This is a genomic window from Pseudomonas sp. 2FG, assembly GCF_005502935.1.
Taxonomy (GTDB): Bacteria; Pseudomonadota; Gammaproteobacteria; order Pseudomonadales; family Pseudomonadaceae; genus Aquipseudomonas.
In genome coordinates this window covers 40,833-64,079 of sequence record NZ_SCMP01000019.1, presented here as the reverse complement: position 1 = coordinate 64,079, position 23,247 = coordinate 40,833, and the positions used below count along the sequence as shown (strand labels likewise).

20 protein-coding genes, 1 other RNA gene and 4 pseudogenes are annotated in these 23,247 nt (G+C 61.0%); 12 read left to right on the top strand and 13 right to left on the bottom strand.

The genetic code is table 11. The features are described 5' to 3' along the window. Positions 1–298: 298 nt before the first annotated feature. The 4 genes from FFS13_RS17525 to FFS13_RS17510 are packed head-to-tail and all read right to left on the bottom strand — an operon-like array spanning position 299 to position 1,916. On the bottom strand, positions 299–784 hold the full coding sequence (locus FFS13_RS17525) for a DUF1579 domain-containing protein (protein ID WP_137820337.1): 486 nt from the start codon (positions 782–784) through the stop codon (positions 299–301). Between the two features lie 4 nt (positions 785–788). Further along, the gene (locus tag FFS13_RS17520) at positions 789–1,004 is read right to left on the bottom strand and encodes a DUF899 family protein (RefSeq protein ID WP_137820336.1); all 216 of its coding nucleotides are present in this window, start codon (positions 1,002–1,004) and stop codon (positions 789–791) included. Positions 1,005–1,039: 35 nt separating this feature from the next. After that, positions 1,040–1,537 (bottom strand): SRPBCC family protein, encoded by a 498-nt coding sequence (locus FFS13_RS17515; RefSeq protein ID WP_218568636.1) that lies wholly within the window; start codon positions 1,535–1,537, stop codon positions 1,040–1,042. Beyond that, a complete protein-coding gene (locus tag FFS13_RS17510; RefSeq protein WP_137820335.1) occupies positions 1,518–1,916 on the bottom strand; it encodes a helix-turn-helix transcriptional regulator in 399 nt (132 codons plus the stop codon). Before FFS13_RS17510 ends, FFS13_RS17515 begins: the two co-directional genes overlap by 20 nt. Positions 1,917–2,247: 331 nt before the next feature. Here FFS13_RS17510 and ada point away from each other — a divergent pair, with 331 nt between their 5' ends. The 6 genes from ada (at position 2,248) to FFS13_RS17480 (ending at position 7,097) form a co-directional block, all read left to right on the top strand. After that, positions 2,248–3,327, top strand: coding sequence for a bifunctional DNA-binding transcriptional regulator/O6-methylguanine-DNA methyltransferase Ada (gene ada / locus FFS13_RS17505; protein ID WP_137820334.1), 1,080 nt, complete (start codon positions 2,248–2,250; stop codon positions 3,325–3,327). Next, positions 3,324–4,073 carry a 2OG-Fe(II) oxygenase gene (locus FFS13_RS17500; RefSeq protein WP_137820333.1) on the top strand — a complete coding sequence of 250 codons (750 nt, stop codon included), beginning with the start codon at positions 3,324–3,326 and terminating at the stop codon, positions 4,071–4,073. Before ada ends, FFS13_RS17500 begins: the two co-directional genes overlap by 4 nt. A gap of 10 nt (positions 4,074–4,083) precedes the next feature. Continuing rightward, the gene (alkB, locus tag FFS13_RS17495; protein WP_137820332.1) at positions 4,084–4,734 is read left to right on the top strand and encodes a DNA oxidative demethylase AlkB; all 651 of its coding nucleotides are present in this window, start codon (positions 4,084–4,086) and stop codon (positions 4,732–4,734) included. Between the two features lie 152 nt (positions 4,735–4,886). Further along, entirely contained in the window at positions 4,887–5,417 is a 531-nt protein-coding gene (locus tag FFS13_RS17490) for a hypothetical protein (RefSeq protein ID WP_137820331.1), read from the top strand. A 456-nt stretch (positions 5,418–5,873) separates the two neighbouring features. Continuing rightward, positions 5,874–6,737 carry an oxaloacetate decarboxylase gene (locus tag FFS13_RS17485; protein ID WP_137820330.1) on the top strand — a complete coding sequence of 288 codons (864 nt, stop codon included), beginning with the start codon at positions 5,874–5,876 and terminating at the stop codon, positions 6,735–6,737. A gap of 93 nt (positions 6,738–6,830) precedes the next feature. Beyond that, positions 6,831–7,097 carry a DksA/TraR family C4-type zinc finger protein gene (locus tag FFS13_RS17480; RefSeq protein WP_137820329.1) on the top strand — a complete coding sequence of 89 codons (267 nt, stop codon included), beginning with the start codon at positions 6,831–6,833 and terminating at the stop codon, positions 7,095–7,097. A gap of 164 nt (positions 7,098–7,261) precedes the next feature. Here the strand turns inward: FFS13_RS17480 and FFS13_RS17475 are convergent, their stop codons facing one another. Beyond that, complete coding sequence (locus FFS13_RS17475; protein WP_137820328.1) at positions 7,262–8,020, bottom strand: SDR family NAD(P)-dependent oxidoreductase; 759 nt, start codon at positions 8,018–8,020, stop codon at positions 7,262–7,264. Between the two features lie 134 nt (positions 8,021–8,154). On the opposite strand from FFS13_RS17475, the gene FFS13_RS17470 reads away from it, so the two are divergent. Then, on the top strand, positions 8,155–9,057 hold the full coding sequence (locus tag FFS13_RS17470) for a LysR family transcriptional regulator (protein WP_137820327.1): 903 nt from the start codon (positions 8,155–8,157) through the stop codon (positions 9,055–9,057). A gap of 271 nt (positions 9,058–9,328) precedes the next feature. On the opposite strand, the gene FFS13_RS17465 is transcribed toward FFS13_RS17470, so the two are convergent. Both FFS13_RS17465 and FFS13_RS17455 read right to left on the bottom strand, forming a co-directional pair. Beyond that, on the bottom strand, positions 9,329–10,372 hold the full coding sequence (locus FFS13_RS17465; RefSeq protein ID WP_137820326.1) for a sterol desaturase family protein: 1,044 nt from the start codon (positions 10,370–10,372) through the stop codon (positions 9,329–9,331). Between the two features lie 547 nt (positions 10,373–10,919). Continuing rightward, the gene (locus FFS13_RS17455) at positions 10,920–13,685 is read right to left on the bottom strand and encodes a DEAD/DEAH box helicase family protein (RefSeq protein ID WP_256657939.1); all 2,766 of its coding nucleotides are present in this window, start codon (positions 13,683–13,685) and stop codon (positions 10,920–10,922) included. A gap of 39 nt (positions 13,686–13,724) precedes the next feature. Here FFS13_RS17455 and FFS13_RS20210 point away from each other — a divergent pair, with 39 nt between their 5' ends. Further along, positions 13,725–14,030, top strand: a complete 306-nt coding sequence (locus FFS13_RS20210) for a hypothetical protein (RefSeq protein ID WP_256657938.1) — start codon at positions 13,725–13,727, stop codon at positions 14,028–14,030. A 6-nt stretch (positions 14,031–14,036) separates the two neighbouring features. After that, a complete protein-coding gene (locus tag FFS13_RS19820; RefSeq protein ID WP_171006509.1) occupies positions 14,037–14,921 on the top strand; it encodes a DUF4145 domain-containing protein in 885 nt (294 codons plus the stop codon). A 228-nt stretch (positions 14,922–15,149) separates the two neighbouring features. On the opposite strand, the pseudogene FFS13_RS20410 reads toward FFS13_RS19820, so the two are convergent. Next, positions 15,150–15,338: pseudogene (locus FFS13_RS20410) on the bottom strand (ATP-binding protein); the annotation flags it as partial. A 730-nt stretch (positions 15,339–16,068) separates the two neighbouring features. After that, positions 16,069–16,371: pseudogene (locus FFS13_RS17445) on the bottom strand (Arm DNA-binding domain-containing protein); the annotation flags it as partial. 527 nt (positions 16,372–16,898) lie between these two features. Here FFS13_RS17445 and FFS13_RS17440 point away from each other — a divergent pair. Continuing rightward, a complete protein-coding gene (locus tag FFS13_RS17440; RefSeq protein ID WP_137820323.1) occupies positions 16,899–17,228 on the top strand; it encodes a type II toxin-antitoxin system PrlF family antitoxin in 330 nt (109 codons plus the stop codon). Next, the gene (locus tag FFS13_RS17435) at positions 17,225–17,716 is read left to right on the top strand and encodes a type II toxin-antitoxin system YhaV family toxin (protein WP_137820322.1); all 492 of its coding nucleotides are present in this window, start codon (positions 17,225–17,227) and stop codon (positions 17,714–17,716) included. The genes FFS13_RS17440 and FFS13_RS17435 overlap by 4 nt, the downstream gene beginning before the upstream one ends. Before the next feature lie 87 nt (positions 17,717–17,803). Here the strand turns inward: FFS13_RS17435 and FFS13_RS17430 are convergent. The 3 genes and pseudogenes from FFS13_RS17430 to ssrA form a co-directional block, all read right to left on the bottom strand. Next, positions 17,804–18,424 (bottom strand): annotated as a pseudogene (locus tag FFS13_RS17430) (DEAD/DEAH box helicase); the annotation flags it as partial. Between the two features lie 291 nt (positions 18,425–18,715). Further along, positions 18,716–19,355 (bottom strand): annotated as a pseudogene (locus tag FFS13_RS17425) (integrase arm-type DNA-binding domain-containing protein); the annotation flags it as partial. A 183-nt stretch (positions 19,356–19,538) separates the two neighbouring features. Continuing rightward, positions 19,539–19,897: a transfer-messenger RNA gene (ssrA, locus tag FFS13_RS17420) on the bottom strand. Positions 19,898–20,045: 148 nt separating this feature from the next. Between ssrA and FFS13_RS17415 the strand changes: the two genes are divergently transcribed. Further along, complete coding sequence (locus FFS13_RS17415) at positions 20,046–22,961, top strand: ATP-binding protein (protein ID WP_137820320.1); 2,916 nt, start codon at positions 20,046–20,048, stop codon at positions 22,959–22,961. Between the two features lie 17 nt (positions 22,962–22,978). On the opposite strand, the gene FFS13_RS17410 is transcribed toward FFS13_RS17415, so the two are convergent. Then, positions 22,979–23,224 (bottom strand): hypothetical protein, encoded by a 246-nt coding sequence (locus tag FFS13_RS17410; RefSeq protein ID WP_137820319.1) that lies wholly within the window; start codon positions 23,222–23,224, stop codon positions 22,979–22,981. Between the last annotated feature and the right edge of the window lie 23 nt (positions 23,225–23,247).

The window sequence follows — 23,247 nt, the reverse complement described above, 5'->3', positions numbered from 1 at the left end:
TCGCCGATGGTAGTGTGGGGTCTCCCCATGTGAGAGTAGGTCATCGTCAAGCTTAAATTCCAAACCCCTCATTCGCGCAAGCGGGTGGGGGGTTTGTCTTTGCGCGCAAAAAAGCACTCGAGGGCCGGGCGTCAGGGCGCCCTTGTTGACGTCGACGAGATAGCTGCGATGAGGGCGGGAAGGGTTGATTGAGGGTGTCCGAAGTTTTGTGTAAGCGGCCACAGGCAGGAAACTGCCTGCTTGATCGAAGCCAGCATGACCATCCGCTGCGCTTTGCCCACCCTATGCCCTGCCTGCACTATTGCTTGCGCTGATAATTCACCGTTGCGAACTGGTGCCACGTCCCGTCATCGCCCAGCATGTGCGAGGTCAGCACCCGGTGATCGTCACTCTTGAACTCGATCACGTCCTGGTACTTCGCCATCGTCCCCTCGGCGGATATATCGGGGCCTTCGGTGTTGAGCCTCAGCACCCTGCCAGCGGTATCCAACTCGCCGTCGTAGACCCAGAGATAGGACATCATGGAACCGATCCAGGTGCCCACATAGCGCTGCTTCTGCGGGTCATAGCCGAGCGTCAACATGCTCGTCGCGGGGCCTTCGCCACCGGGTATATCGCTTTGTCCCTGGCCCAAAATCCAGAGCCCGCCCAGCGACCGCACACTCTCGGAACCCATCCACTTCGCTGGTGGCTGGCCCGGCTCCATGCTGCATTCGGCTTCGCACGTCCACTCGCCGACGAGCTTCTGTAGCCACTGGTGCTCCCGCTGTGCTTCGGTTTTCATCGCCTCATCTCCGTTCGATTTTCACGGTGGTGTTTGACGGATCACTCGCCTGGCCGTCCGTGCCCTCAAAGCTGTAGGGCTTGCCGATCCGCACCACCGACAGCCGGCGCCGTTCAGCGTTCAGTGCATCGCGCGCATGGATGAGTTGTTTTTCCTTGAGCGGGAGCGCCTTGAGGGCGGCCAGCCATGCTTCGCGTGAGACGATCTGGTTGGCTTCCATGATGATCTCCCTCTTTGTTCAGATGATTGCTTGGTTCAGGCGCTTGTGCGCTTGAGCTCCGCTCCCAGGTTGTCCAGCAGATCGCGCGTGCCGCGCTCGCGAGCGGCGGCGTTATCGATGCCGTCGAGAAAGACGGCCTGCTCGGTGAGGATCAGTCGCGTGCCACTGCCCGCAGGTGTGAACTCCACCGTCGCCAGCGAGACCGATATCCGCGTCTCGTTCAGGTGCATGTCATAGCTGTAGATGATGCGCTGGTCCGGGACTATGTCCTGATAACAGGCGTCGTACTCATGGACCGGGCCGCCCGCTGCGCAGCCGCTGACGCTTTCTCTCCCGCCGACCCGGAAGTCTAGCTCGTGATCGGAGGCCTCCCAGTCGTCGGGCCCCACGAACCAGCGAGCCTTGGCCGCAGGTTCCGCCCAGGCGGCGAATACCCGCGCGGGCGAGGCGTCGTAGCCGCGCTCGATGACGAAGGTGGCGTGATGGGTGGAGCGTTCGTGCATGGCTGACAAACTAGGTTTTTTTGCGCTCATCGTTGTACTCCTTGCTGAGTTGCGTGGGTGTCTCTGGTGTTTCCCCCATGGTGGCCTGTGCCTGCAGTTCGCGCAGGTAGTCTTCCAGACGGTCGAGGCGTGCTTCCCAGAACTGGCGGTACTGCCCCACCCAGTCGGCCACGCCCTCCAGCGGCTTGGCCTCTAGCCGGCAGGGCCGCCACTGCGCCTCGCGGCCGCGCGAGATCAGACCGGCGCGCTCCAGCACCTTGAGGTGTTTGGTCACGGCAGGGAGGGTCATCTCGAAGGGCTCGGCGAGCTCGGTGACCGTTGTCTCGCCCACGGCTAGGCGTGCCAGGATGGCGCGGCGAGTGGGGTCGGCGAGTGCCGCGAAGGTGGCGCTGAGTTGATCGGAGGACATGCGCAAGATACCAACTGGTTAATTAACCTTTAGGTAAATTTAGACGGCCGCCGTGGCTTGTCAAACGCGCTCAAGGGTGCAGTCTGCTTGGGCGGTGTGAGCCAAATAGGTTTCGCCAAGGTCGTGGCTGGCACTGAGGTAAAATTCACCAGTGCCTTCCGAGTTGCAGGCTACAGTCGCTCATTAACCTGAGGGCACCGAATCTTGCCTTCGCAGCTCTGACTCTTGAAGGGCTAGCGATCTGGCCGGATTTGAAAGCAAGGCCCGGAGTGTCAGGCCGGGATGGCGTCGATACCTTGAAGGGGCAATGTGGATCTTTGAAGGAGCCGCTATGAACACTTCAATCAAGAAAGCCCAGCTCGCCGCCGTAACGGTCAGTGACCCGCGTTGGACCGTGGTGCTCGCTCGCAGCTCCGAAGCCGACGGGCAATTCTTCTACTCGGTAAAAAGCACGGGGGTGTATTGCCGACCTTCCTGCGCGGCGCGCCCGGCGAACCCCGAAAACGTGCAGTTCCATGCGACTCGCGCAGACGCCGAAAAGGCCGGCTTCCGGCCCTGCCTGCGCTGCAAGCCCGATCAGCCGTCACTGGCGGAGCAGCACGCGGCAAAAGTCACGCAAGCCTGTCGGCTGATCGACAACGCCGAACAAGCGCCCAGCCTGGCGGCGCTGGCCAAGCAGGTGGGGATGAGCACCTATCACTTCCATCGGGTGTTCAAGGCTATCACCGGGTTGACGCCAAAAGGCTACGCCGACGCTCAGCGGGGGCAACGCGTGCGTGACCAACTCGGGCGCAGCGAATCGGTGACGGAGGCGATCTACGACGCGGGCTTCAACTCCAACGGGCGCTTCTACGCAACCTCGAATCAGCTGCTGGGTATGACCCCGTCGAGATACCGCGCGGGTGGCGCAAGCACGCAGATACGTTTCGCCGTAGGCGAGTGCTCGCTGGGTTCGATTCTGGTCGCGCAGAGCGAACGCGGAGTCTGTGCGATTTTGCTGGGCGATGATCCCGATCTGCTGGCCCGTGATCTTCAGGATCGCTTCCCTCTGGCCAATTTGCTTGGTGGCGACAGCGATTTCGAACAGCTGGTGGCCAAGGTCGTCGGTTTCGTCGAAGCACCGGCAATCGGTCTGGAGCTGCCGCTGGATGTCCGCGGCACGGCATTCCAACAGCGGGTCTGGCAGGCCTTGCGGGACATTCCGCCAGGCTCGACGGCGAGCTATAGCGAGATCGCCCAGCGCATCGGTTCGCCGCGTGCCGTGCGCGCAGTAGCGGGGGCCTGCGCGGCCAATGCCCTGGCCGTGGCGATTCCCTGTCACCGGGTCGTACGTAACGACGGCGGCTTGTCGGGCTACCGTTGGGGGGTCGAACGCAAGCGGGCCTTGCTCGATCTGGAGGCGCAGGCATGAACGCGCCAGCCAACACGACGGCGGCTCTGGGCGGCGCAGCTAGCCTGGCCGAGCGCATCGAGGCCCTGGATTGGCAGCGCATCTGCGCGGATCTGGATGCGCAAGGCCATGCTCTGCTTGAGTGCCTGCTGAGCCCGGACGAGTGCGCCGCGCTGGCGGAGCTTTACCCGCAGGAGCATCGCTTCCGCAGCCGGGTGGTGATGGCGCGGCATGGTTTCGGGCGCGGTGAGTACCAGTATTTCAGCTATCCGTTGCCGGAGATGATCGCCGGGCTGCGGACCACGCTCTATCCCCACCTGGCGCCCATCGCCAACCGCTGGAATCAGGCGCTGGGTATCGCCGTCAGCTACCCCGCGCAGCATGCCGAGTTCATCGCCCGCTGCCATGCCGCGGGCCAGTTGCGGCCGACTCCGCTGCTCCTGCAATACGGCGTCGACGACTACAACTGCCTGCATCAGGATCTCTACGGCGAGCAGGTATTCCCCCTGCAAGTGGCGATTCTGCTTTCGGAGCCCGGCCGCGACTTTACCGGCGGCGAGTTCGTGCTGACCGAGCAGCGCCCGCGTATGCAGTCGCGCCCGGAAGTGCTGCCGCTGAAACAGGGCGATGCGGTGATCTTCGCCGTTCACCAACGCCCGGTGCAGGGTACTCGTGGCACCTACCGGGTGAACCTGCGCCATGGCGTCAGCCGTTTGCGCTCGGGGCAGCGGCATACCCTCGGCGTGATTTTCCACGACGCCCTCTGAGCACCAGCCCATGACCATGGATTTGTTCGACGGCGCAACCACTCTCGAGTCGCAGGAGCAGCTGGCCCCTGGCGCCATGCTCCTGCGCGGTTTTGCCGTCGCGCACGAGCGCGAGCTGCTCAGTGCCCTGGCCGAGGTGATCGCGCAGGCGCCGTTCCGGAATATGATCACCCCGGGAGGTTTTCGCATGTCGGTCGGCATGAGCAACTGCGGCGCCCTTGGCTGGATCAGCGACACAGCCGGTTATCGCTACGGGCCGATCGATCCGCTCAGCGGCCAGCCCTGGCCGCCGCTGCCTGAGGCGTTTCTGCAGCTGGCCACGAGCGCGGCAGAGCGGGCGGGGTTTAGCCGGTTCGTGCCAGATGCCTGTTTGATCAATTGCTACGAACCGGGCTCAAGACTGTCGTTGCATCAGGACAGGAACGAGCGCGACTTTCGCGAGCCGATTGTCTCGGTGTCCCTCGGCCTGCCGGTGGTCTTTCTGTTCGGTGGCTCCAGCCGTTCGGTGCCAGCCCGGCGTATTGGGCTTATGCACGGCGATGTGGTCGTTTGGGGTGGGCCAGCCAGGCTGAGCTATCACGGGGTGTTGCCACTCAAAGAGGGTTTCCATTCCTTAGTGGGTGCCCAGCGGCTGAACCTTACGTTGCGCAAGGCCGGGTGACGCGCATCCGAGACGGTGATGACGTTTCTGCAGGTGATGCCGGACGGCGGCAAAACAGTCCCGCGAAAGTACCCGGCAAGAACCCTGCGGTTGATTTCGAGATATCCTGTGCAGCCTCAACCCAATCCACCCTTAGTCGCAGGACTCCCCGCATGAAAAACCAGCTCGTTGAACTGATCGGCAAAATAAGTTCGGGCTGCATGGGCGAGGAGGAGATCGAACGGGTCGCGGATGAGGCGGCGCAGGCCTTTGCCGACCCGCAGGCCTTCCTCGCGGCTAATCCGGACATCAACTACGACGATACTTTCACCATCCCATTGGGCGAGTGGGTGGTGGTGGGCAGCTTGCCGGAGACGGTGCTGTTCCAGGCGGACACCTACGCCGAGCTGTTTCAGCAGATCGTCGACTCGTTCGGCAAGGATGTGTCGTTCAACATCAAGCCCAAACAGCTGGCCAAAGCCGAGGCACTGACGGCGCTGAACCGCATCCAGGTGCAACTGAGCAGCATGAATCCGGAGACGGGCGGTTATGTGCTGATGAATTTCAGCCAGCCGCTGGATGACGAACTGCAGGCCGTTCTGGTGTACAGCTGCGATCTGCCGCGGGTGCTGGAACTGTGCGCCGCGGTGGGGATTGCCGCCGCGGCGTCCTACGAAGCCCTGCGGGTGGCCGTTCACGTCTGAGAAGCTGTTTACGACCGGCTCGAGAGGGTGCCTAGGCTGGGTTTCGCTGCGCTCTACGCCAGCCTAGGTCGGTATCGGCCGGCCAGTTGCGACCTCAGTGTGCTGTACTGGATGGTGCTCCACTATGGGAACCCGGAGCGGAGACCCAGGTTGATGAATGCCGATCTCAAGTGTTAGGGCATTCCCGGTCTGGCTCATTACGATGCTCAGCGGGGCGCGGCTTGGCTGTAGCTGGACCTTGCACTAGGCGAGGGGCGCGTTGCAGGTGGTGGCGGTTTACCGCCCCTCCATCCGCCGGGAGGGCGTGAATCCGCCACCTGAGTGGGGTCGCGGTCCTGGCCAGGGCCGAGAGCAGGGGGCGCGCGAGCGGTTCTGCAGCGTTCCCGCCACCCGGTATGTGTCTTGCTAGGGCAACACGACGACTTATCAGAGTCCATCCTGCAGTTGGAACCACCTATGCAAAGAGCTTCTCACCATGAGCTGCGCGGCGCTTTTCGCGCCTTGCTCAACTCGGACGCCTGTTACCACACCGCCTCGGTGTTCGATCCCATGTCTGCACGTATCGCCGCCGACCTCGGTTTCGAGGTCGGCATTCTCGGCGGCTCGGTGGCCTCCCTGCAGGTGCTGGCTGCCCCGGACTTCGCCTTGATCAGCCTCAGCGAGTTCGTCGAGCAGGCCACCCGCATCGGTCGCGTCGCGCGCCTGCCGGTGATCGCCGATGCCGATCACGGCTACGGCAACGCGCTCAACGTGATGCGCACCGTGGTCGAACTGGAGCGCGCCGGCATCGCCGCGCTGACCCTCGAAGACACCCTGCTGCCGGCCCAGTTCGGCCGCAAGTCCACCGACTTGATCAGCGTGGAAGAAGGCGTCGGCAAGATCCGCGCGGCGCTGGAGGCGCGGGTCGACCCTGACCTCGCCATCATCGCCCGCACCCATGCCGGCGTACTCGAGGTCGATGAAGTGATCCGCCGTACCCAGGCCTACCAGGCCGCCGGCGCCGACGGCATCTGCATGGTCGGCATCGCCGATTTCGAGCACCTGGAGACGATCGCCGAGCACCTGAGCATCCCGCTGATGCTGGTCACCTACGGCAACCCGAAGCTGCGTGACAACGAGCGCCTGGCCCGCCTCGGCGTACGCATCGTGGTCAACGGCCACGCCGCCTACTTCGCCGCGATCAAGGCCACCTACGACTGCCTGCGTGAGCAGCGCGGAATCACCGCCAGCGACCTCAGCGCCTCCGAACTGGCGCATAAATACACCCTGCCCGAGGAATACTTCGTCTGGGCCGAGGAGTTTATGGATGTGAAGGAGTAGCGCTCCGGTTATTCAGCCGACGACCAGCGCTTGTAAAACACCACGCAGGTGCTCATATCTGTCGAACAGGCAGATAGCGAGTGGGAGGTTGTCATGGCCGGTGGCTGGGCAAGTGACGGTGCGGTACAAGAACAGATCGACAGCAGCATCGAGGACGCCATCCAGCGGGCCCGCAGCCAGCTGCCGACGGGCGAAAGCCTGAGCCATTGCGAAGAGTGCGACGCGGCAATCCCCCAGGCCCGCCGCGAAGCGGTCAAGGGTGTGCGCCTGTGCGTCGCCTGCCAGTCTGAGCTGGATAAACAGCAGAAGGCAGCCAGCGGTTACAACCGGCGGGGGAGCAAGGACAGTCAGTTGCGTTGAGGGGCACGCGTAGGTTGCATTGAGCGTAGCGACGCTCAACATGACAACGGTTGTTCAGTCGCCACAGAGGTGTAGCTCACCTGACGATACCGCCGGCGGAGAGGCGCATGCCTTCGCCGGCGGTCCATTGCGGAGCGCCCGTAACGCTGTCGTGCAGCTACTGGTCAGAGGAACATGCCCCCGGAAGCTTCAATGCGTTGTCCGTTGATCCACCGGCCACCGTCGGCCAGCAGCACGGAGATCGCCCCACCGATGTCATCCGGTAACCCAACGCGCCCAAGTGCGGTGTTCGAGGCGATGTAGCCGTTCACCTCTGCGTTATCGCGTACAACGCCGCCGCCGAAGTCGGTCTCGATTGCACCAGGGGCGAGAACATTAGCGGTAATGCCACGTGGGCCAAGCTCCTTGGCGAGATAACGCGTCCAGACTTCTATGCCGCCCTTCATCGCCGCGTAGGCGGCATACCCTGGCAGGGTAAAACGTGCCAGCCCGGTCGAGATATTGATGATGCGCCCTTGGTCGGCGAGCAAGGGGAGCAGCTGCTGGGTGAGGAAGAATGGCCCTTTCAGCTGAATATTCACCAGTTGATCGAACTGCGCTTCGGTCGTTTCGGCAAAGCTTGCGTGGGTGCCTATACCGGCGTTGTTGATGAGGAAATCGAAGCGCTCACGGCCGAACACCTTGTGCAGCGCATTGGTGACTTGCGCCGCAAAAGCTTCGAAGGTGCTGCTGTCGCTCACGTCGAGCTGCAGCATGGCCGCGCGGCCACCAAGGCTTTCGATCTCGCTCACCAGGACTTGCGCCTCGGCGGCCTTGCTGTGGTACGTGCCGATGATGTCGATGCCCTGCGCGGCCAGATGCAGGGCTGTATTCTTCCCGAGACCGCGGCTGGCGCCGGTGATGAGTGCGATTTTACGGCTCATGTCTTTACTCCTTGGTGCCTGGGTTGAAGAGCTTGATGTGGAGTTTATTGTCCGATTGAGGCGTGATAAATAAGCCGTTTACGGAAATACTGGTCGGGCAAACCGAACAGTTAAACTCCAAGGCGCCAAACCAAGTGAACAAGCTGGAATTACTGCGAACCTTCGTACGTGTGACGGAGCTGTCGAGCTTCACCCAGGCGGGGGAGAGTCTCGGCCTGCCGAAGTCGACAGTCTCAGAGCATGTGCAGGCCCTGGAAGAGCTGCTTGGCGCTCGGCTTTTGCACCGTACGACGCGCAAAGTGCAAGCCACACAAGACGGCCTGGTGTTGTACGAGCGCTGCAAGGACATGCTTGCTCATATGGACGAATTGGAGGGCCTGTTTCGGCAGGATGGCGCAGTTCTGGCCGGACGGCTGCGGGTCGATATGCCGACCGCTGTGGCAAGGAAGGTGGTCATGCCCCGCCTGGCCGAGTTTGTTGCCAGTCACCCTAACGTCGAGCTTGAGATCAGCAGTACGGACCGACGTGTCGACCTCGTGCGTGAAGGTTTCGATTGCGTGCTCCGTATCGGTGAGCTGTCAGACATGTCACTCGTGGCGCGCCCGCTCGGCACGTTCGCAATGGTGAACTGCGCGAGCCCCGCCTATCTGAGGGCCCATGGCACCCCGCGCACGCTTGATGACCTTTCTCAGCATCGCCTCATTCACTACGTGTCGGTACTTGGCGCGCGCCCGGCTGGCTTTGAATATCTCGCGAACGGTAAGCCACGTCAGCTGCCGATGGCGGGCACCGTCACGGTCAATAACACCGACGCGTATGAGGCGGCGTGCCTCGGCGGCTTGGGGTTGATCCAAGCGCCGATTGCCGGTCTGCGCGAGTATCTGGCGACCGGTCGTTTGATAGCGGTCTTGCCGGACTACTTGCCGCCGCCGCTGGAGGTCTCCGTGCTGTATGCGCATCGCCGCTATCTGCCTCAACGGGTGAGAGTCTTCATGCAATGGTTGGAAGAGCTGATTGAGCGTGAAGCGAGCGCTTAATAGGAAGGCCAGGCGGATGACTGTCGGTTTTGAGTGAGCGCCGAACCTCCCTTCGGCCGTTGCTGAGCGCCCGTAACGGTGCCGGAATCACCATGCGGAAGTAGGCGGAAGTAGTAGGTGCCATGGGGGGGCAGTAACAGATACCTGGATATAGGCTCATCTGTCTAAGATGTCTTCGTGTCCGTCTTCGGCCAAGAGCGGGCAATCCGCAGCCTATACGCCAGTTAGAAAATCAGCAGCAGGCGCTGGATGCAGCATGTAGCGCCGCCCATTACGACGAGTAGGGCGTTTCGGAAGCTCCGGGCGGAACCGTCTGCGGAAGTTTCGCCAGGAGGATCTTGCGGGCTGTTTCCACAAAGGGGGTGACGATCAGGCTGTAGATCGTCAGGTAACGGTCGTGATCCTGTTCCCCGGTGCCGAATCGGATGATCTCGGGCTTCGAGGTGGTGACATAGAGCGTACCGAACATCCAGTCCCAGAGTGACAGGTTTGTACCGAAGTTCTTGTGGAAGTGGCAGGAAGCGTCACTGTGGTGAATCTGGTGCTGGGCCGGGCTGTTCAGCACATGCTCGAATACTGGCCCGAACGAAAGCCAGACATGGCTGTGACGCAGGTTTGCCGCCAGTCCATTGAAGAAAAATACCAGATAGGTCACGCCGAACAGGGTGTAACGGCTGATCTCCCCACCACAGGCGTACCAGAAGACACCGGCGTAGACGCTGAGGCAGACGGCGGTAGTCAGTTTCTCGACGATCTTTTCCACAAAGTGAACCCGGCTCGCAGTCGCCGGTACCAGGACGGGCGCCGAATGATGAACCTTGTGAAACGCCCAAAGCCATCGGGAATGAAAGGCCCGGTGGGCCCAGTAATGCGTAAAATCTTTCACAAGAAATACCCCCAGCCCGTAGAGAAGGGAGAGTGAGAGGTTTTCATTCAGTTGCGGGCGCGCGCCCCAGAGGTTGGTGAAAAAAGAGATGTAATCCCCGGAGCGCAGGATGTAGGGGTCAACCAGGCCGACGATGGGCAGCACCAGCGCGACTTTCAGGATGGCCCGCACGAAGTAGTACCGGTAATCCAGCAACGCCGAGCGATGGAAATTTACCCGGCTGCCGCCGATGAACTGCCCAAACGAGCGCGCGTCGGTCAGCCCGCGATGCTTCCTGAATCGGAACAGGCTGTAGGCGATGCTGTAGGACGTGAAGAGAAACAGTACACCGAGGCGACCGTTCAGATCGAAAATACCGAGAAACTGGTCGGTGACTGGCTCGATCACCAAGTCGGTCAGATGGCCATAGATAAGCGAGAAAACATCCACGAAAGACTAGCCTCCGCCAAAGGGAGGACATTGTAAATCAGATAGGAATGGCCAAACCTTTTTATGCGTGGTGTTCAGTTGAAAGTGTGGCCTCCGCTGATGCAGTGGAAATCCGACCAAACGTGGGTGAAATGGAGACATATTTATTTTTCATAATCAGACCGTCCGCTCTTGGCCAATTCTGTCGAAAAACTTGACGGGGATTTCAGCTACAAGAAAACTCCCATTCGAGGTAGAAATCTGCGCTTGGTGTCGAGGTCAGCTAGCTCGGATTTCACGAAGTGGACTTCCTCCTATGCTCAAATCATAGGCCGGGGATGTCTATCGTTCCGGGGGTAGTCCACTCCAATGCTGCAACTGCCTGAAAGATGTAGGCAGCCCGCCAGCACGCCACTTCAGTAATCGGGGTCGTTTGAGCGTGTTCTGTAAGATACTGATTTATAAATGTTTTGTGTGATTAAAATATTCAAGGGATACAGGTTGGGATACAGCATCCCCGCTGCTGGCAGCAAAAACACCCTAACCGTTCCTACCATTGGCCCATGTATTAGGCCGCAGCCCCTTGGTTAATCTCGGCGATCACGGCCACGATTCGGTCGGCGTCGGAGTCTCCAAAGGCCCCATCCAGGCCTTCGTGGTGCACGGCGGTGAATGGCGGCTCGTAAAGCTGTCCTGGCTCGATGGTGCCGTGTTTGGTCAGGCGTTCGATGATCATCTCGACGAAGCGGATCTGCTGGCTGCTGTAGCGGCTGCCGTCGAGGAATTTGCCGAAGGCCTCCAGCGCGGCATTGCGATCCAGGCCGACCAGTGAGCGGATGAACAGCGGCAGGGGTCTGTCGTCGCCAAAGCATTCGATGAAACGCTCGCGGCTTTCTACCGGTTCGGACTGGTAGACGAAGCGCTCCAGCTCTCCCAGATCGGTCGGCGTTAGCGGCTTGTTGTGCTTGAGCTTGGCGATGGCCACGTGGTTTTCGTTGGCGCGAATGTAGGCTTCGACCTTCTTGCGGTACTGGGCCAGGTTGATGCCGGTGCTGAAATCCTTGAGCACGACCTCGGTGGCCTCGCCGATTTGGTCGGTGAGCATGGTGTACACAGGGTTGGATGGGCGGCGCTCGATGAGCTGGATCAGCCCGCGTAGTTTGCGGCGCACCTGCTCGATCATCGGCAGGGTGATGTCCTGCCAGTATTCCTCGGTCTGCAGATCCTGAATCAGCGCCAGCTCGGCGCGGATGGCCGGGATGCTCTCCATGGTTTCCAGTTGGCTGGCCAGCTCGCGGATACGGTCGCGGTAGGCGATGAAGTCGCCACTGGAGCGCAGCACCGCGAGCTGCAGGCTGAGGCAGAGCAGGTCGAACAGCTTGGCGGTGATGTGCTCGGCCTCGCGCTCGCTGGGCAGGCCGGCGACGTGGGCGCGCAGGTCGCCCAGTGCGGCGTCATCCAGGTCGTTCCAGACATTGCGGTCGGTGAAGCGGATGACGTGTTCGCGCTCGCTGCGCACGATGAAGTTGTCCTGATTCATCGCTGCTACTTCGCCATGCAGCTCATCGGTTACGCCCTGGCGCAGGGTGGCCAGGCTGTCGTAGCCGCCGATGGTTTCGGCGATGCCATCGGGTACGCGGGTGTCCTTGCCGGAGAGCAGCGAGAGCAGATCCAGGCGCGCCTTGAACAGGCGCTTGCCGACCGGTTCGGCCATGCCGCCCAGGGCGCCTTTCGGGTGTTCGTTGAAGTATTCGAAGTTGGCGCAGAAGTCGAAGATGTAGAACTCGGTCTTGTCCACGCCCGGCGCGAACAGGTTCTCGCATAGGCGCGTACCGCGACCGATCATCTGCAGGAACTTCACCTTCGAGCGCACCGCCTTGAAGAACACCAGGTTCAGCACCTGCGGCACGTCGATGCCGGTGTCGAGCATGTCCACCGAGATGGCGATCTGCGGCAGGCGGTTGTCCTTGGCGCCGAAGGCGTCGATCAGCGTCTGCACATAGGGCTCGCCATGCACGATGACGCGGGCAAATTCACCCTTGTACTGCGGGTAGTGGTGATCGAAGCGGCGGGCGATGAACTTGGCGTGCTCCTTGTTCACGGCGAAGATGATGGTTTTGCCGATCTTCTCGCCGCCGTCCACCTTCAGGCCGTCCTGCATCAGGTGCTGCAGCATCAGGTCTACGGTGTGCTCGTTGAACAGCTGCTTGTTCACTTCCGAGGCCAGTACCTCGGCCGGCGCGTCGCCATCCTCGGCGGCACGGTCGCCCCAGTCCAGGGATTCCCAGTGCTCCTTTTCCTCGTCGCTGAGCTCGTCATAGCGAATGCCCTCGCGGACAAACTTGATCGGCACCGAATGGGCCTTGGGTGGCACCAGGTAACCGGCGGCCACGGCTTCGTCGAGGCTGTAGGCGTCGGTGGGTACGCCGGTTTCTAGGCCGAACAGGTGATAGGTGTCACGATCCACCTCATCACGCGGGGTGGCGGTGAGGCCAACCAGGTAGCTGTCGAAGTAGCGGAAGATCGCGCCGTACTTCTGGTACACGCTGCGGTGCGCCTCGTCGATGATCACCAGATCGAAGTGGCCGATGCCGTAGCGGCGCTGCTCGCCGTCCATCTCGTCGATCAGGCCCATCATGGTCGGGTAGGTGGACAGGTAGACACGGCCTTGGCCGTTTTTCTCGGTGACCAGGTTGACCGGGCTGGAATCCGGCAGGTGAGCCTTGAAGGCGCCCACTGCCTGGTTGACCAGCGCCACGCGGTCGGCGAGGAACAGCACACGCTTGACCCAGTTGGCGCGCATCAGCAATTCGACGAGCGCGATGGCGGTGCGGGTCTTGCCGGTGCCGGTGGCCATGGTCAGCAGGCCGGCCCGGCGACCACCCGTCAAGGCCTCGGCCATGGCGCGGATGGCGCGGTGTTGATAGGGGCGCTCGACGATGTCTTTGTTGATTGGCAGGGTTTGTAGATTGGTCTGCAGCTGCCGGCGCTGCACGGCCAGCTCCAGTTCCTCGCGGGTGTAGAAACCCTGCACCTCACGCGGCGGTGCGCGGCGATCGTCCCACAGCCAGGTGTGGTTGCCATTGGTGTAGAAAATCAGCGGACGCTGGCCTTTCTCTGCTTCCAGGCAGTCGGCATAGAGCTTGGCCTGCTGCCGGCCGACGTCCGGATCTTTCAGGCTGCGCTTGGCTTCCACCACCGCCAGCGGCTTACCGTCGGAGCCCCAGAGCACGTAATCGGCGAAGCCTTCGCCCTGGGTATTGGGCATGCCCTTGAGCGGGACTTCGATGGAGAGGTTCTTGCCGGCTTCCCAGCCGGCTTCGCGCAGCAGCACGTCGATAAAGAAGCGGCGGGTATCGGCCTCGTCGTAGTCGTGGGTATCCGGTACGGCGATATTGGCGGCCTTGGCCTTGGCCAGTTCGGCACGGGCGGCGGCCAGGTCGGCATTGACCTGGGCCAGCAGCGCCTCGCGTTCGGCCAGCGTCGCGGCCTGCTCGGCAATGGCAGCCTCGCGTTTTTCCAGTGCTGCGTGCTGGTCGGTGAACTGCTAAACCGCAATGCCGACTCCTTGCGCAAGCAGCACTTGAAACAATTGGTGCAAGCGGGCCGTTTGCGCCTGGCCTTCCCCACCACGCCCACGCACCAGATGCAGGCCTATCGCACAACGGAAAGTGAGTAGTCATCTATGAGTAACTTCCAGTTTCTCGCTCTCGAGTTCAAAGCCCTCCTTGAGCCCGCGAAAGGTGCCGAGCAACTGGTCTATTCCGACCCGCGTGCCTGCTGCATGCGCACCCGCCATGCACTGGAACAGGCGGTGCACTGGCTGTACGAGCATGACCGCGACCTGCACATGCCCTACGACCGCAGCCTGAATGCGCTGCTCACCAACCGCGAATTCGAAGACCTGCCGCCGCCGCAGGTGCTGCAGAAGATGCGGCTGATCCAGAAGGCCGGTAACCAGGCCGTACATGGCAGCGGCACCATCAGCTTCAGCGATGCCATGAAGCTGCTGCGCGAGCTGTTCCATGTGCTGTTCTGGCTGGCGCGCACCTACACCCGCGCCAGTGATCCCAAGGCCATCGCCGCCAGTTTCGATGAGAAGCGAGTGCCGCAGCTGGTCAGCACCAGCGACGCCGCCACCTTCACCCGCGAGGAGCTGAGGAAGCAGGAAGCCAAGTTCCAGCAACAGATCAGCGAGACAGCTGCCGGTAATGTAATGACCGCGACAGACATCGAGAATGATCCGTTGCATCTCGTCGGCATCCAGCTTGCGGTAGGCGCGTGCAGACAAGGTGTCCCCAATGAGAGTCCTGTGGAATTCCTCGTCCAAAAGCGCCAAGTCGTCGATCAGGGGGGCATCCAGCTTCTCTGTCAGCCTTCGGCCTTGAGGATCGCGACGGCAGGCATTGTCTCCTCCGGTGTCTTGCAAATGCCCGGAGCTACCAGCCAAATGTCCGGAGCTACCGAACACATCTTCCGGTGTTGGCAATGCGGCACCGGGCAAACAATAGACCGCGCCTCGGCCGGGGTTGTGGCTTTCCAGAAATCCGGCGCGCACCAGCCCTTGTAACAAACGCGAGGCTTCCACCGACTGCATCCCGGTCATTTCCATGATCCGCGCATGGCTGACAGTGCGCTCGGAAGCGGCGGCCGCCAACGTTAGGCGTTCGTCATGGGATAGCTGATCGAAAGCCGGGCCGAATTGCAGCCGCAGGGCCTCCAGCACCTCCTCCGGCAGCAGATCGACCATACGCAGCTCGAGCCGCGTCTGATTGTAAGGCTCGTTACGCTCGAAAAGAGCGGGCGCACGCCAGTGCTGATCCTTCCAGCCGGAATAGATCTTCGGAATTCCCGAGCCGGCCTGCTCGCCGACCCCGACGAAACGGAACATCTTGTGCAGCGTGCGGTTGCGGCAATCGTGCTCGCCGCCACGGATGGCCACTTCCGGCGGTACGCGCATTAGGCCGGGGTTGCGGAAGCCGAACATATCCGGCCGCTTGACCACCAGCACCGAGGCCCGATCCGAATAATCCGCATGCACCAGCACATTGGCCAGCGCTTCACGCAGGGCTACATGCACGGGCGTTTCGTCCTGGCGTTCACCTTTCTCCAGCTTGAACGGCACCTTCAAATCGGCGGTGAGCTTGAGATAGACCTTGCGATAGAAGTCATAGAGGTTGCCCGACCATTTGCCGTCGAGGGTGACGCGGTCTACCCAGCGCAGCTCGGCGCGGGCTTCCGGGCGCTCCTGATAGTCGAGCATGTAGTTCGGCAGCTCCTCCTGGATGGTGCTCATCCAGCCGAACATCAGCAGCCCCGCTAGGGTCAGGCCTGCCGTATCGGTTTCGCGGTCGCGACGCCAGCCGCCGATCTGGCGCAGGAACTCTTGATCGTCCAGCGCATTCCAGGGATGCGCCGGCTCGCGGTTGGCGAACACCTGGCGGTAGGCGCGGAAGGTTTCCTGGCACAGGTCAGTAAAGTCGTAGCCCTGAAGGATACGGTCGTCTCGACTGTCCTCCACCTGCTCGGCGAGCATCCGCTTCACCTCTTCGTTGGGCACGGCCCGGTCGCCCTCGTTGAGTCGGCGGTAGGTATGACCGAAGGGGTTGGGCGTCAGGTGAACCGGGCGCTGTTTGCGATTGGCGCGAGGAATCTCCACGACCAGCAAGGTGCGCCCGTCCAGCTCGACCTCGCGCACCGTATCGTCACTTAGCAGCCTCTGCTGCTTTCCTGGTGTGTTTCATCGCTAGCGGATTGCGGCCCTGGGATACATCGCCGCGCATTCCCGCCGCCTTCTGGCGAGCCAGTGAGCCGCCGACTTCGGGATACCCACCGAGGCCGATCCATGACCATTTGCCATCGGGTTTCTTGTAGCGCAGTTGCCATGACTTGCGGCCATCCGGTTTGACGCGCAGATACAGGCTGTTGCCGTCGTGCTCGCGGTATTTCTTGTCCTCTGGCTCCAGGGTGGCAACCACTGTGTCTGCCAGCGGGCGACGCTTGATTTCGCTGCGCTTCATCCGTGTACCCCTCAGTTTCAATTTATTTGTCGGGTACAGCAGAGGATGCACGGCGGTGCGTGCTGTGTGTATCTATAGGGGGATGTGTAGAAACAAGAAAGCCCGCACGGGGCGGGCTTCTTGGGGTGTTTCCAGTCATGTGGGAACATGTGGAAACTTGCATTTGGTGGAGCCGGGGGGAGATGTGGCCTAACCCCTCTGAACCCCGCAAACCCCAGTGTTTTCAGCGCTATTCGCAGATCACTTGGATTTGGTAGATATCGTGCGGTTGGCCAGAAGTCTAAGCATCACTAGGGTTTTGTAAAGCGTTTTCCGGCGTATCCAATCCTCCTGGTTCGCGATGCGTGATGGCAGGTCGGGTGACCGACTAGGAGTTGAGTTCAAATCCCTAGAGAGGATTTGAACGCATGCCGCAAGGTTGCACAGAGATGCGTCTAATCGATCAGTTGGTGGGCGTGGTGCATTGACCAGGCAATGCAAATGCATTACCTTCGCTGTGTGCTTAACCGTTATCAATGGAGGCAGTCATGGCCGCCGCTCTCGAAGTCGAATCCACACTCACCGACCGCTATCAGACCACCGTGCCTGAAACCGTTCGGCGTGCGCTCAAGCTGGGCAAGCGCGACAAAATCCACTACTCGATCCGTCCCGATGGAGCTGTGGTGATGACGCGTGCCGATGAATCAAAGGATGAGGATCCCGTCCTTGGGCGGTTTTTGAGTTTTCTGGCGAACGATATCGCACGTCATCCCGAGCGCCTTCAAAGCATTGATGCTGGCCTGCTGAAGCGAGTCCAATCGCTTGTCGGGCACGTAGAGCTTGATCTGGATGCCCCGCTTTCGGCGGATGACGAATGACAAAGTCTTCAACCGCTCCATTGGTTGTGAATGGTTGGACGATTTTTGCTCATTCGCTGTTTCTTGATCAGGTCGAGGGCCTGACTAAGCAAGTCGAAGCTTTACGTAAGAAAGACCCTTCGGGCTACGTCCGAAAAAATGCCAGCAAACGTCTTGCTGCTATCACCAAGCTGGCATTCGAGGTCATCCCCCAGGATCCAGGGCGTGTTGAGTACCGGCAGGGCGGTACACTCGGTGACGAACACAAGCACTGGTTCCGAGCCAAATTCTTTCAGCAGTACCGTCTGTTGTTTCGCTATCACGCCGAGAGCAAGATCATCGTCTATGCGTGGGTGAACGATGAGGATACGAAGCGGGCGTACGACAGTGGCGATGATGCCTACAGAGTGTTTCGCAAGATGCTGCAGAGCGGTCATCCGCCAGATGATTGGGCTTCGCTTCTGGGAGAGGCTAGTGCTGAGTCTGGTCGATTGCACAAGGCTATTTAGCAGTCCAGAGATTCATGATCAGACGAAAACGCTGGATGGGTGACCGGCTCAATCCGACCTAGGCTGTGTGAAGATTCCCGCTGCACTTCACGCCTGCTCGAAAAGATCCATCGGACTGGTCGCCTCCACGATTCGATAGCCCATCGCCCTATACCCACGTTGGCGCTTGTCCCACATCCTTAGCAAGCTCGGATGTCCAGCGTCGATGAAGTCGATGATGCGTATGTGGGCCTTGCTGGCGTGCTCCCTGTGCAGCCGTCCAGCGTACTGCTGGAGTGTGCCTTTCCAGGAAATAGGCATTGCCAATGCCAGGGTATCCAGTGGTGGATGGTCAAAGCCTTCGCCCACCAATTTGCCAGTGGCCAGCAATACCCGAGGCGCCTCAGGTGCCAGCGCGTCGAGTTCGGTAATCAGCGTGGAGCGCTGTTTCTTCGACATCCGGCCATGTAGCACAAACAGGTTCTGAATGCGTCCAGCAAGGTTTGCCTCGATAGCGCTCAGATGATCGGTGCGCTCGGTAAGTACCAGCACCTTACGACCCTGGTTGAAGGCAGCCGCCACTTCGGCTGTGACAGCAGCGGTGCGTTCGGCATCGGTAGCAAGGTGCCGAAACACATCCTGGATACCGGCCTCATCGGACAAGCTGATCCTGTTTGGTCGCAACCGGGCCACTACCTCCAGATCATTCGGGGCGCCTTCCGGTCGGTTATACGGTCACTCGACAACCTATGCGAAAGCAAAGGAGACTTAGCGCTTTGCGGGATGCTGCTGAAAATGCCTTCCGGCAAAATGCAACTCGCAGCTGCGTGCTCCAGTGAGGATCGTTAATTGATCTCAGAATCAGAGTTAAAAAATGATAGTTTTCGCAGCGGTCGCTTTTGTGGGATGCGGCGTGGCCATAAATATGTTCGATGCCTTCACTACCTGGCTTCGGAGTAGAAAAAAGTCTCCGCGCAGCCGTCCTGGACGCCCCAGTTGCCCCAGCCGCCTGTTAGCGAAGCTCATGTTGCTTGGCTTGCGGCCTACGAAAATCGAGCCAAGTTGACAGAGGAGGCTCGCAAAAAGGCTGCCAGACCGCGAGGGTGGGTTTACACCTACACATTTACCGCCTGCCAACGTGACGATAGGCCCTATCCAGGCTGCCTTTGGTTTCTAGGGGGCGCAGTAACTCGATGACCGTCGGGGCGCTGATCTGCGAGATAGGCGTTGTCCCGAGTTTTGGGAAGACATGCAGATCGAGAGAGCGCCATATGTCCTCGGCATACGCCTGAGTTACGGCGTCCTTCTTGAGCTCAAACCAGGCTGTGGCCACGTTCTCGAACGTATGCTCAGTGATCGCTCGTCTGGTTTGCTCCAGAGTGTCTCGCTGCTCTTTTGGATCAATGCCGGCGGCAAGTAGCTCCCTCGCTTCAACTGTCTTTTTCCTTGCTTGCGTCAGAGGCAGCTCAGGATAAGTACCAAGCCCCATGTTGATGCGCTTTTTGGTTATGGGGTGGTAATAGTTGAAGTTCCAAAGCTTGGATCCATTGATTCTCACTCTCAATTGAAGGCCGTCGCCGTCAACTAGGACGTAATCCTTATCTTTGGGCTTGGCAGCTTTGATTTTGAGTTCAGAGAGGCGGGTGGCTTGAGCGCACATTGGTATTCCAAGAAAGCGTTCGGTATTCCAAAAATTAGCATCTGCTGCTTGGAATACCACTTGGAATACCAATCCTCGCGGATGTCGATGGATGCTCATGGACGCTGGTGGCGCTGAAAGCCGCGGATTTGCTGGGTTTCAGGCACAAAAAAAGACGTCCGTGGACGTCTCTAGATGTTGTAATGGTGGAGCCGGGGGGATTTGAACCCCCGTCCGCCAGTTCTCCGCTGTCGGTTCTACATGCGTAGCCATCTCTATTGAGTTAACTCATCGCGACCCGAGTGGCAGGGTGCTTTGAGCGAGCTGCATAAGTTTTAGCCGTTACACCTGCAGCGAGCTTGGCGGCGATCCTGTTCTATATGACTGTCCAGAATCTTCGGGTTTACAGGCATCCCCTATGGACAGCTAGCGGCACTTAGGCGGCTAGAGCGTAGTTGTCGTCGTTGGCAACTATAAGTTTGCAGCAGCTAATTAACGAGTTCTGCTACCAGCTCGGCATGCCCCTCGAGTTTTGTTACCGGCGTCGAATCCTAATCGGCCCCAAAACCACTGTGGTGACACAGTTGGCACGCCCAGTGTACGGCAAAGGTTCCCACGCGTCGACTCGCCGTTGGCTAAGGTTATGCTGGCCAACTGGCGATATCATGGCGATTCTGTTGTTGTCGCCGCAACCCTCTAAGAGTCGTCGCTATGTCGCGTCCGTCGAGTTATCCCTTGCGCCAGTGGATCTGGCGCGCCTTTGTGCAAAGCGCGCTGATCCCGCTGATTTTGGTGGAGTCGGTGTTGATTGCGGTGTACCTGCTGAGCAACAACGCCATTCGCGATTCGCAGTTGGACTATCTGCAGCAGAGCGCCGTGCAGGATCTGGCGGGGGCGGTGCAGCGCGAGGGGCAGGTCATCGACAGCCGCCTACAGGGCATCGAGGCGCAGCTGCAGATCTATCGGGCGGCGACTGCTCGGGCCCTGAGCGATGTGGCCTACCAGCCGGATGCGCTGGAGCGGGCGCGGCATGCGGTCAGCGCCGATGGGGTGTTCTACAGCCGTAGCGATGATGGGCGGGCGGCGTCTTTCTATGCCAACAGCACGCCGCTGGCGCAGCAGGATCACGCCAAGGCCCTGCGCCTGTCGCAGGTCGACCCCCTGATGCGCTGGATCAGCAGCGCTAACCCCTTGGTCTCGGCGCTCTATTTCAACAGTTGGGACAGCTACAACCGCATCTACCCCTTCTTCATGACCCCCGAGCAGTATCCCCATGACATGGTGATACCCGATTACAACTTCTATTACCTGGCCGACGCCCAGCACAACCCCGGGCGCAAGGTCGCCTGGACGGATGTGTACCTCGATCCGGCCGGACAGGGCTGGATGATGTCCGCGGTGGCGCCGATCTACCGGGAGAGCTTCCTCGAGGGGGTGGTCGGGGTGGATATCACAGTCGGGCAGATGCTGGCCGAGATCGGCAGTCTGCAGGTGCCTTGGCAGGGTTACGCCATGCTGGTCAGCCGCGACCACGGGGTCATCGCCTTGCCTGAGGCTGGCGAGCACGACTTCGGTCTGAACGAATTGACCCAGTACAGCTACGAGGAGGCGGTACGCCGCGAGGTGCTCAAGCCGGATGACTTCAACCTGAGCAAGCGCCGCGACCTGCAGCCACTGTTGCAGGCGATGGCGGCGAGTCCGGGCAGCGTGCAGGAGGTGCTGCTGGGCGGGCGCAAGCAACTGGTGGCCTGGAGCGAGATTCCGCAAACCGGTTGGCGCCTGCTGTTGGTGGTGGATGAGGCGAATATCTTTCGCGAGACCAACAACCTGGCCGAGCGCTATCGGCAGATTGGCTATCTGCTGATCGGCGGGCTGCTGTTCTTCTACCTGTTGTTTTTCGCCTGGATGTGGCGCCGCTCACGGCGTCTGAGCGCCGAGCTGGCACAACCGATGGCGGGGGTCATGGCGATGATGCGCCGTCTCGGCCAGGGCGATTACCAGCCCAGCGCGCCCACGACTCAGATCGATGAGCTGGTCAGTATGGCGACGGCGGTCCAGCAAACCGGTGCCCAGTTGCAGGCCAGCGAGAGCGAGCGGTTCCAGGCCCAGCGCAACTTGGAACTGGTGCTGGAAAGCACCACGGAAAGCCTCTGGGAGGTCGAGACCGAGAGCTCGATGATCAAGATCAGCGGGCGTGCGGTTAAGCGTTTCGGCCTCCGCGATGAGTGCCTGACGGTCAGCGAGTTTAACCAGCGGGTGCATCCCGATGATCTCGATCGGCTGCGGCGCCTGCGCAAATGCTTTGCCGTCAGCGGTGGAGAGCATTTCGATGCGGAGTACCGCTTCGCCGATGCGCAGGGCCAGTACGCCTGGCTGCTCAGCCGTGGCAAGGTGCTGGAGCGCGATGAACACGGGCAGGCACTGCGGGTGGCCGGCACCCATGTCGATATCACCGGCCTGAAGCTGGTGCAGGAAGATTTGCGCCGCGCCAGCCTGGAAGCGCAAGCGGCGAGCCAAGCCAAGAGCCGTTTTCTCTCCAGCATGAGCCATGAGCTGCGCACGCCGCTGAATGCCATCTATGGCTTCGCCCAATTGATCGAGCTGGAGGCGCAGGAGCAACCCGGTACAGAGCAGCAGGCCGATTATGCGCGGGAAATCGTCAATGCCAGCCGCCACCTCACCTCGTTGGTGGATGACATTCTCGACCTGTCCAGTATCGAGAGCCGGCGCCAGCAGCTGCAACTCAACGCGGTCGAGGTCGGTGCGCTGCTCGCCGGTTGTGCCGAGCTGGTGCAGCCGGAGGCGCAGCTACGCCGACAGCAGTTGCAGGTCATGGCGGCGGCCGAGCCAGCGTTGTATGTGTTGGCGGATATTCGCCGACTGCGCCAGGTGCTGCTCAATCTGCTGTCCAACGCGATCAAGTACAACAGCCCGCAAGGCCTGGTCAGCCTGGGCTATGAGGTGCGTTCGAACTGCGTGCGTTTGTGGGTCGATGACAGTGGTCCGGGGCTCAGCGAGCAGCAGCAGGCCCAGCTGTTCCAGCCGTTCCAGCGCTTGGGCTGGGAGAATTCGAATACCCCCGGTGCCGGCATCGGTCTGGTGTTGAGCCGCGAGCTGGCGGAGCTGATGGGCGGCGAGATTGGTTTTCGCAGTGCGCCCGGCATGGGCAGCCGCTTCTGGATCGACCTGCCGAGTGCCGCGCCACCCGAGACTGCGGCAACCGAGCCGCGGCCGGATAGCCAGCCCGAGCCGAAAACGCTGGCCGCGGTGCTCTGTGTCGAGGATCACCCGGCGTGTCTGAAGGTGCTGCAGGAAGGCTTGCGCGAGTTCGCCGAGGTGCGCGGCGCTGTCTCGGTGCAACGCGCCCTGGCGGAGCTGGAAAGTTTTACCCCGGCGTTGTTGCTGCTCGACCTCGACCTGCCGGATGGCGACGGCTTGGCGGTACTCGACATGCTGCGGCGCACCCCGCGTTTATGCGTTGTGCCGGTGCTGGTGGTCAGCGCAGCGGCCGATGAAGCGATCTTTGCCGAAGCCCGCAAACGAGGCGCCCAAGCCTGCCTGGCTAAGCCGGTCGACCTGCAGCAGGTACGCCGGCTGGCCTTGTCGTTGCTCGGTGAGGCGCTGTAGGGGCAGCGTCTGGCGGTTTACTCGCTGGCCTGCAGCAAGTCCAAGGCTTCGCCGAGCACCTTCACCGACTGGCTGTGGTCGCCGGCCTTGTGCAGCGCTTCGCCTTCGGCGCGCAGCTTCTGCACTTGCGCCAGTACCGTCGGATCGCTGGGCGGGTCGCTCTTCAGCAGGGCATCGATCTGCGCCATATCCTGCGGGCAGTGCATGGCCCAGAGCGGGGTGCAGAGCAGGCTGGCGGCGAGGAATAGGGCGAGGCGGCGCATGGCAGGTCTCCGAGTTTTGGCTG